General features: G+C 57.6%; 5 protein-coding genes and 2 pseudogenes. 1 reads left to right on the top strand and 6 read right to left on the bottom strand.

All coding sequences use genetic code 11. The features are described from left to right. The 5 genes and pseudogenes from AC0L3D_RS35415 to AC0L3D_RS35395 form a co-directional block, all read right to left on the bottom strand. Nucleotides 1-1,832: ABC transporter permease subunit (locus AC0L3D_RS35415; RefSeq protein ID WP_473647395.1), on the bottom strand; the 1,832-nt coding region annotated here is incomplete at its 3' end. Continuing rightward, nucleotides 1,832-2,947: an ABC transporter substrate-binding protein gene (locus tag AC0L3D_RS35410; RefSeq protein ID WP_473647394.1), complete on the bottom strand. Its 1,116-nt coding sequence runs from the start codon at nt 2,945-2,947 to the stop codon at nt 1,832-1,834. The genes AC0L3D_RS35410 and AC0L3D_RS35415, both read right to left, overlap by 1 nt. 15 nt (nt 2,948-2,962) lie before the next feature. Further along, nucleotides 2,963-4,075: an ABC transporter ATP-binding protein gene (locus AC0L3D_RS35405; RefSeq protein WP_473647393.1), complete on the bottom strand. Its 1,113-nt coding sequence runs from the start codon at nt 4,073-4,075 to the stop codon at nt 2,963-2,965. Nucleotides 4,076-4,999: 924 nt separating this feature from the next. After that, nucleotides 5,000-5,590, bottom strand: a pseudogene (locus tag AC0L3D_RS35400) (extracellular solute-binding protein); the annotation flags it as partial. 242 nt (nt 5,591-5,832) lie between these two features. Further along, nucleotides 5,833-5,985, bottom strand: a complete 153-nt coding sequence (locus AC0L3D_RS35395) for a hypothetical protein (RefSeq protein ID WP_473647392.1) — start codon at nt 5,983-5,985, stop codon at nt 5,833-5,835. A gap of 247 nt (nt 5,986-6,232) precedes the next feature. Between AC0L3D_RS35395 and AC0L3D_RS35390 the strand changes: the two genes are divergently transcribed. After that, nucleotides 6,233-7,066 (top strand): IclR family transcriptional regulator, encoded by an 834-nt coding sequence (locus AC0L3D_RS35390; RefSeq protein WP_473647391.1) that lies wholly within the window; start codon nt 6,233-6,235, stop codon nt 7,064-7,066. A 131-nt stretch (nt 7,067-7,197) separates the two neighbouring features. Here the strand turns inward: AC0L3D_RS35390 and AC0L3D_RS35385 are convergent. Next, nucleotides 7,198-7,437 (bottom strand): annotated as a pseudogene (locus tag AC0L3D_RS35385) (hypothetical protein); the annotation flags it as partial.

Raw genomic sequence — 7,437 nt, 5'->3', positions numbered from 1 at the left:
TTGATTCCTTCATTAGTGACAATCTCGCCTAACTTGATTCGCCGTTCACCCGCTTTGCGGATTGTTTCCACGCCGGCGTAGACGACGACCGTGAACGCGATCAGCAGACTTGAAACCGCAGCAATCGTGGGGGTGATCTCTTCTCGGATTCCTGACCACATTTTGATCGGTAGGGTCATGGTATCTGGCCCACTCATGAAGAGTGACAACACCACCTCATCAAACGAATGCAAGAAGGCGATGAAACCGGCAACTATCAATGCGGGAAGGATGAGTGGGAGTACGATCCGCCAGATCGTAACAATCCTTGATGCCCCCAAACTGGCGGCGGCATGCTCAAGGCGTACGTTTTGGGCCTGCAGGCTAGCGGCGACGATCAGCACAACCAGCGGAACAGCCCCGATGCTGTGCGCTATCACCAGTGCGAGAGAGGTATCGACGAGCTGCAGTCGCGCAATGAGGAAATAGAGCGCCACCGCACTAACGATCACCGGAACGATCATCGGCGCGAGCAAGAGCTGGTAACCGACCCGGCGCATTCGCGGACTGCCACGCACGAGTGCCATTGCAGCCGCTGAACCGACGACAAGACTCACAAATGCGGTAGCTACTCCAACCCCGAAACTCTGCATGGTCGCAGAGACCCAAGCGTCGCTCCTGATATAAGCCTCGTACCATTGCAGCGAAAGGCCCGGAGGCGGGAATTCAAGGAAGCGCGATGAACTGAATGAGATCGGAACAATGATCAGGATCGGACTGAGGAGGAATAAAGCGACGATCACGCTTAATCCGCGCAATAGCTTACCACCAACCCCCGCACGCTCCCAAGTTGTTGCAAGGCCCGCGGGAAGCTGAGCCCGATGTCCCACGGCGCGCACCAGGCCGGTAGCGAAGTCAACGAGTCGCACATAAGCGCTAGTCGGGCGACGAATGGTAGCGCCTGCGGCTTGCCCAGCGCCGTTCTGAGAGCCAAGCAAGTTTTCGATCCCCACGAAATAGTTGGAGAACGAATAGAGCACGAGCGTTATCGCGAGCAGCACGGTGGCGGCAGTGGCCGCAAGCGGCCAATTGAGTGTTACGTTCGCGTAAGTATTGATCTGCATCGGCAGTATGATTGTGTTCGGGCCGCCGAGCAGTGCGGGTGTGATGTAGAAACCAAGTGCGAACACGAACACGAGCAGGCCGGCAGCGATCACGCCGGGCGCGCTCAAAGGGAAAAATACGCGCCAAAAATTTTGGGCCGCAGGGGCTCCTAGTGAGGCAGCAGCTCGAGTCAGACTGGATGGAATACCTCTCATTACACTGACCAACACCAGCACAGTGTACGGCATGAGTATGTAGACCATCGCTATAAGCACGCTGAACTCATTGTAGATCAGGTCGACGGGCCGTTCGGTGAGGCCGAGCGACATCAAAACCTGATTGATTAAGCCAAACCGTCCGAGGAGCACCATCCATGCATATGTACGCACGAGGTAGCTCGTGAAGAACGGCAACACAACGGCAAGCAGTAGCGCCCCTGCCACCCAGGTACGGGCTGAGACGACCCAGAAGGCGAGCGGGTACCCGAGTAGAAGGCAGATCAGCGTAACCTTTGTTGCCAGCTCGAAGGTGCGTCCGAGAATGATCCAGTTCGTTCGGTCACCCAAGAACTCTTGATAATGGGCGAAGATCGGCCCCGGATCGAGCAAACTCAAAGAGAGAAGACCGGCGAGCGGGACGAAGAAGAAGGTCCCGAGCAGCAATGCTGCGGGAAAAAGCAAGAGCGAGGCTTCGCGATTTCGGAGCGGCCATATGAAGGCCGCTCCAAGCGTGTAGAACATCGTGGCCATTAGCTGGCAACCCATTTAACCCAGCGCTCGACGAGCACCTCGGTATTAGTTTTGCCGGACGGAGATTTGGCTTCCCAATACGCCAGGTCGCGGAAGAACTGCTTCTCGAAATTCTCGGGTGCCGTGGGCAGTTTTGCGGCGACCCCAGGCTCAATGTACTTGAAGGCGGCGCGATTTAACGGACCATAAAAGATCAAATTGTTGAGACGAGCTTGCGCCTGGGCGGAGGCCTGGTAGGCCACAAACTGCATGGCCGCGGCCCGGTTTTTGGCGCCTTTCGGCACGACCCAGTGAAGCGGACTAAGTTCCCCTTCATTCCATTGGTAATCAACAGCGGCACCCTGATCCTTAAGGCCTTGTATTCGGCCATTGAATGCCGATGACATAGCGACCTGACGATCCGACAGGAGCTGACCCGGTTCCGCTCCGACAGTCCAGAATTTCGTAACGTGCAGCTTGATGTTATCGAGCGACGCAAACGCCTTATCGAAGTCGATTGGATACACTTTGTCCTTGGGAACCCCGGCTGCCAGCAATGCAAATTCGACCGTCGTAGGATCTCCAGCCGCGCACTCCCTCAGCGAGCGCGGCCCCGGGAACTTGCTGGCGTCCCAGAACTCGGCCCATGAGCCCGGGCGTGGGTTGCCGGCAGGGTATTCGGCCGTTGAGAATCCCATCACTGTGCTGAAGACATACGAGCCTACGGCGTATTTTGTCTTTGCCTCAGGCACGAGGTTGTCCAGCGTTTCTTTGTCAAACGTCCCGTAGTCGATTTCTTTGACATACTTGGTGGCATCCGCTCTAAACGCGGGATTGGATAGCTCCACGACATCCCACCCTACGTTGCCGCTTTCGACCTGTACCCGAAGCTTCGCCTCGTCGGCCGGAGAAGCGTAAGTCACCTTGATGCCGGTCTCGCGCTGGAAAGGGCCGATGATTGCCTCACGGATCGCTTCCTCATACGATCCGCCACCGGAAACTACGACGAGTGTCGATTCTCGGGCCCGCAAGATGCTTGGGGTGCTAAGTGCCAGCGCTGCTCCGCCAGCGGCGGCACCGAACTCTTTGAGCGCCTGACGTCGGGTCAGCCGACTGGAGTTGATACAGTACTTCATGAGCTCTCTCCCTTATTAAATCACGATCGGAACGCGATCTGCGGCTGCGGTCACGTGCAACGGAGGCGACTCAGCGTGTTGATTGTCGGCCGCACGCAAGGTCGGGCCGTTGGCCTCGCCAGAAAGAAGCCGTCCATCCCGAGCATCCCAACCAATCCTCACATTCTCACCCACTCTGAATCGCGGAGAGGAGGCGCGACACGCTACGGCGACGGTGAGAGTTACTGGAAGGGCAGCACGCAAGCGGATTTGACACTTGACAATGTTTCCCCGATAGACGGCCTCTTCAACCACGCCTTCGAATTCGTTGTCAGCGCGCGAACCGGCCGCGAGAGGGACGATTTTCTCGGGTCGGATCATCAAGGTCACAGGCCCCGTCCGCCCCCCGGACCCCTGCCACGACGCGTAAACCTGCTGGCCAGCAACTTCGAGGACTGGTCCCTTGTCTGTTTTTCCGACCAGATGAGCGTCAATGAAGTTGGATTCGCCGATGAAGCTCGCGACAAAGCGGGTTCGCGGATTTTCGTATATGTCTTCCGGTGTGCCGATCTGCTCGACAAGCCCCTCGTTCATCACCACGATCCGATCGGACATGGTGAGCGCTTCGCTCTGGTCGTGCGTGACAAAGACTACGGTTGTCTCGAGAGAATTCTGCAGATGCTTCAGTTCGATCTGCATGTGCTCTCGAAGCTGCTTGTCCAACGCACCAAGCGGCTCATCCATGAGCACTACACCTGGGCGGAACACAAGTGCACGCGCCAATGCAACTCGCTGCTGCTGGCCTCCGGAAAGTTGGTGCGGCATTCGCGCTTCGTAACCGCTGAGCTGAACAAGATTGAGCGCTTCCGTGACACCGGCTCGAAGCTCGGAGCCGGATTTTCCGCGCATCTTTAACGCGAAGGCCACATTCTCGAAGACGGACAGATGGGGAAAGAGCGCGTAATTTTGGAAGACGACTCCAATGTTGCGCTTGTGCACGGGTAGGCCGGTTATTGGTCGAGCACCGATCAAGATCTGGCCAACGGTTGGTGTTTCAAATCCCGCGACCATCATCAATGTGGTCGTTTTGCCGGACCCGCTTGGCCCGAGCAATGAGACGAACTCCCCAGCCTCGATCTGAACCGACATGTCGTGAACGGCCCGTACGCCGCCATACTGTTTGCAAAGTCGCTCTATCCGCAGCGGTTCACCCCTGGACATCTATACCCCCATAGAGAGTTGCAAATAGCGCAACTGTGTTGCAGATTGGTGAATCTGTGACAGGTGTATGAACGCTTGTCAAGTGAAGCTGAGGAGTCATCGATGAGTTCAAGCAAGCAGCCCTGAGCGACCGCGACCGAGCCCCTGGTGAGGTTACGACCGTGCGCGCATTGAGCCTGCTGAGGGTCTGGGCGCGAGTGAAAGGCCGATGGCGACGCTGAGCGCAACGGATTCGTTGAGCGCGACGAAGACACCGGACGGTTTGTGCTCGGAGTTGAGCTTATCGCATTGGCGAACAGACTTCTTGCTGAACTCGACGTGGTCAGCGTGGCGCGGCCTTATCTCGAGGAGCTTGCCGAGAGCACGAGAGAAACGGCCTCGCACGGGAGGTTGCAAATGCGATGCCGCGGTAGAAGGGTCGTCTTAATCGGGAGCGAAAGCTCCGGCGACGCTCTCAACTGCCCCCGCTCGCACGATCGGTTTTCGGTAGCGCTATGGGCATGCCTGTTCCAGGTCGCGCGAGATGCGCACCACTGTTCCCTCGTCACCGAAACGGCAGACGACTTGAAGTCGTGGCATCATGATCGACATACTCGCCCAATCTCATGTGGATAGTACCTCACTCCACCAGGCGCCTATTTGCCCTACGCCGAAGGCATGGATACGGGTGATAAACGACCTAAATTTGCTGACACCGCGGGAGTAGGCGGACCGCCCGTTTGGGCTGGTGAGGGACTGCGCCCGCAGGAATGACGATTGCCACAGCCGTCCGGCGCGGTGGGGCCGCTTGCTGAGAGCGCTAGTTCAGTGCGAGAGCGGCCATACGGCGGCCACTCTCGCACTATGGCCTTCTTAGCTGGCTAGCCATTTAGTCCAGCGCTCGACAAGCACGTCGGTATGAGATTTGCCGGAGGGGGATTGGGCACCCCAGAATGCCTGGTCGCGGAAGAACTGCTTTTCGATATTAGCAGCTGCCGTGGGTAGTTTGGCGGCGACCCCGGGTTCGATGTAATCGAAGGCGGCACGATTGAACGGACCATAAAAGATGAGATTTTTGAGACGAGCTTGCGCCTGCGCGGAGGCCTGGTAGGCCAGAAACTGCATGGCCGCGGCCCGGTTTTTGGTGCCTTTCGGCACGATCCAGTGTAGCGCACTAAGCTCCCCTTCGTCCCAATGGTAATCAACGGCGGCGCCCTGGGTCTTAAGGAACTCAACATTGCCATTGAATGCCGAGGCGATCGCGACTTGGCGATCAGACAGGAGCTGGTTTACGTCGGCTCCGTCTGTCCAGAATTCGTAATGTGCGGCTTGATGTTTATCGAGTGACGCAAACGCCTTATCGAAGTTGTTTGGATACACTTTGTCCTTGGGAACCCCGGCCGCCAGCAACGCAAATTCGACTGTGGTAGGATCTCCGTTTGCACCTGCCCTGAACGAGCGCGGCCCCGGAAACTGTGCTGGCGTCCCAAAACTCGGCCCAGGAGTGCGGGCGTGGCTTGTCGGTTGCGTATTCGGCCGTTGAAAACGTCATCACTGTGCTGAACACACGAACCTACGGCGTATTTTGTCTTTGCTTCAGGAAGAAGGTCATCGAGCGTTTCTTTGTCGAAGGCCCCATAGTCGATTTCCTCGAGGTAGTTGGGCGCATCTGGTCGAAAAGCGGGCCTTGACATTTCCACCACGTCTCACTGGACGTTGTTGCTGTCGACCTGCACCTTGAGCTTCGCCTCCGCGGCCGGAGACACATAAGCTACCTTGATGCCGGTCTCCCGCTGAAAGGGATCAAGAAGTGCTTTGCGGATTGCCTCCTTATACACTCCGCCGCCGGAGACAACCACAAGCGTCGATCCTTGTGCCCGCAAAATACTTGGGGCGCCGATCGCCAGCGCGGCTCCGCCGGCGGCTGCACCGAATCCTTTGAGTGCTTGACGGCGGGTCAGCCGACTAGTTGATGGAGTACCTCATGAGCTTCCTCCCTTATGAAAGCAGTCTCGCGAAGCGATCTGCTGACCTCAAAAAGATGTTTTGCAAATAGCGCAACTATATTGCAGATTGGTGGGACTTGGGTGAAGCTGAGGAGTATCGATGAGTTCAAGCAAGCAGTCCCTGAGCGACCGCGACCGAGCCCGTGGTGAGGTTACGACCGTGCAGCGCGCATTGAACCTGCTGAGGGTCGTGGGCGCGAGTGAAAGGCCGATCGGTGTCAATGAGATCGCGCGCCGGCTAGGCAAACATGCAAGCGCTGTTTCGAGGACGCTGGCGACGCTGGAGCACAACGGGTTCGTTGAGCGCGACGAAGACACCGGACGGTTTGTGCTCGGAGTGGAGCTTATCGCATTGGCGAGCAGACTTCTTGCTGAACTCGATGTGGTCCGCGTGGCGCGGCCTTATCTCGAGGAGCTTGCCGAGAGCACGAGAGAAACGGCCTCGCTCAGTCTTTGGAACAAAACTGAGGCTATTAACGTCGAGCATGTGCTTGGTCCCGGGTCGATCAAGCACATCGCTGCACCAGGGCGCCGCAATCCAGCGCACTGCACAGCCAGTGGGAAAGCCATGCTGTCGCAGATGCCTGCCTCAACCCTGGAAGAGGTCTTGGCGCTCGATCTAGAACGCTACACGGACCATACGATCATTGAGGCAAGTGCGCTTGAACGCGAGCTGCACTGCATTCGCGAACGAGGATACGCCCTGAATGTGGGCGAGTTCATTCCTGAAATCGCCTCCATCGCGGCCGTGATCCACGATCGCAGAGGGAGAGTTGCGGCTGCAATTGCCGTTACGATGCCGGCTTTTCACTTTACTCTGCAAAGTGAACGACAGCTGGCGCCTCTTGTCATGAATGCGGCGGCGACTATCTCGCGGCGTCTAGGATATCACGGTGCTCAGCCGATAATGTCGGGAGGGCAAGATGCCCCGTGACGGAGCGAAGCGATCCTGCGGTCATCTGGATACGGCATGGTTAACGCTCTGTCCAAGCGGAATTGCGCCTTCGCCAGATTGTTGGTGAATAGGCTAGCGCCTGGCCGACATGCCGGTTTACCTTTAGAAAGTCACGCGCCTGTCCAATGGTCAGCAACAGGCGTGGTCGTGGTCGAGTAGCTCAGCCATTCGGCTTTCGCCGTCACAGATCCGGGCGGGCGGATTTCCCGCACCCGGCATTTCCGGAGGGTAACCTGCGTCATATCCGTGCTTGCGCCCAAGTTCGAGTGATTGTGCAGCGCTCTCCTTGACCAGATCGACCAGTTGAGCAGCCGGCTCGCGGCATTGAAGAAGACGATCGACACGCTGTC

The sequence above is a fragment of the Mesorhizobium sp. WSM4837 genome (assembly GCF_055811435.1).
Note: the sequence above shows the minus strand (reverse complement) of the source record. Positions and strands in the feature narration are given on the sequence as shown.